Source organism: Streptomyces alkaliphilus (assembly GCF_014141535.1).
In the GTDB taxonomy this organism is placed as follows: domain Bacteria; phylum Actinomycetota; class Actinomycetes; order Streptomycetales; family Streptomycetaceae; genus Streptomyces; species Streptomyces alkaliphilus.
The window spans coordinates 1-1,139 of sequence record NZ_VKHT01001304.1; the positions used below are offsets into that span (position 1 = coordinate 1).

At 76.1% G+C, this 1,139-nt stretch carries 1 protein-coding gene and 1 pseudogene; one reads left to right on the plus strand and one right to left on the minus strand.

The window, feature by feature from the left end:
- On the plus strand, positions 1–510 hold a 510-nt coding region (locus FNQ90_RS24125; RefSeq protein ID WP_182608282.1), incomplete at its 5' end, for an EF-hand domain-containing protein.
- 136 nt (positions 511–646) lie between these two features.
- Here FNQ90_RS24125 and FNQ90_RS24130 read toward each other — a convergent pair.
- A pseudogene (locus FNQ90_RS24130) lies at positions 647–1,139 on the minus strand (hypothetical protein); the annotation flags it as partial.

Genomic DNA, 1,139 nt, shown 5'->3' on the forward strand with positions numbered 1-1,139 from the left:
CCCTCGGCGGACACGGAGGAGGGTCGGCGCGCGGCGCGGGAGTTCTTCCGCCGGGTGTTGGACCAGACCGGCGACGGCTATCTCGACTGGCCCGACCTCGCCGCCATGGCCCGCGAGCTCTCCACCCGCCTCGACCTGGACGAACCCGAGGAGACCCGGCTCTACGACGCCTTCGCAGCCTGGTGGCGCGAACTCCAGGCCGCCCTCGACACGGACGGCGACGGCCGCGTCGACGCCGACGAGTACGCCGCCGGCGTACCCTCCCTCGCCGGCCCCGCCCTCATCCGCGTCGCCGAGGTCCTCTTCGACGCCACCGACAAGGACGGCAACGGAACCATCGACGCGGACGAGTACCGGGCCCTGTTCCGCACCGCCTTCCATCGCGACCCGACCACCACTGACGGCACCGGCGGCACCTACGGCCGGAGCGCCTTCGTCGGCGACTTCCTCTCCTTCATGTCGGGGCGCCGCACGAGCGCCCCGTACGACCCCCTCCTCGCCGACGCCTGACGCGCCCGGGAGGCGGGCGCGTCGGCGGCCACAGCCGTGCTCGCGCCCCGGGCCCGCTCCCCGGTGAGCCGGGACGGTGCGTCGCGCGCCCCCGAGGTCACCGCCGGTTCGGTTCGCCGGCCCCCGGGGAGACCGCTCAGGGCTCGCCGGGGCCCGCCTCGTGGTGGTAGCGGGTGCCGGCGGGCAGCGGGAACTCCTGGCGCCACAGGTCGCACAGCGCCGCCGCCAGGGCCCGCTCCCCGGCCGGGTCGGCGGGCAACGGCAGGTGGAGCGCCCGCAGCAGGTCGAAGCGGTGCAGGTCGAACGCGCCGTGCACCGCGACCGCGTAGGTGGCGGCGGAGCGCAGGGCCGCCCGATACGCGCCGACGGCCAGAATCGTCGGCACCAGGGTCAGGAACGCCCACCAGCCGGAGGGCCACAGCAGGGCGAGCGACAGCGGCGCGCAGAGCGACATGACGGTCGCCAACCCGATCGCCTGGTCCAGTGCGTCCCGCGCGTCGTCCACCAGGGACCGGGCCGGGTCCCGCAGGACCGGGTACAGGCGCGGCCAGGCCACGGCGGCGTCCCACCCGTGCGCGCGCCCCGCCGAATGCTCCATGGCGGTCAGGAGGTTGCCCAGCGCCGTGGCC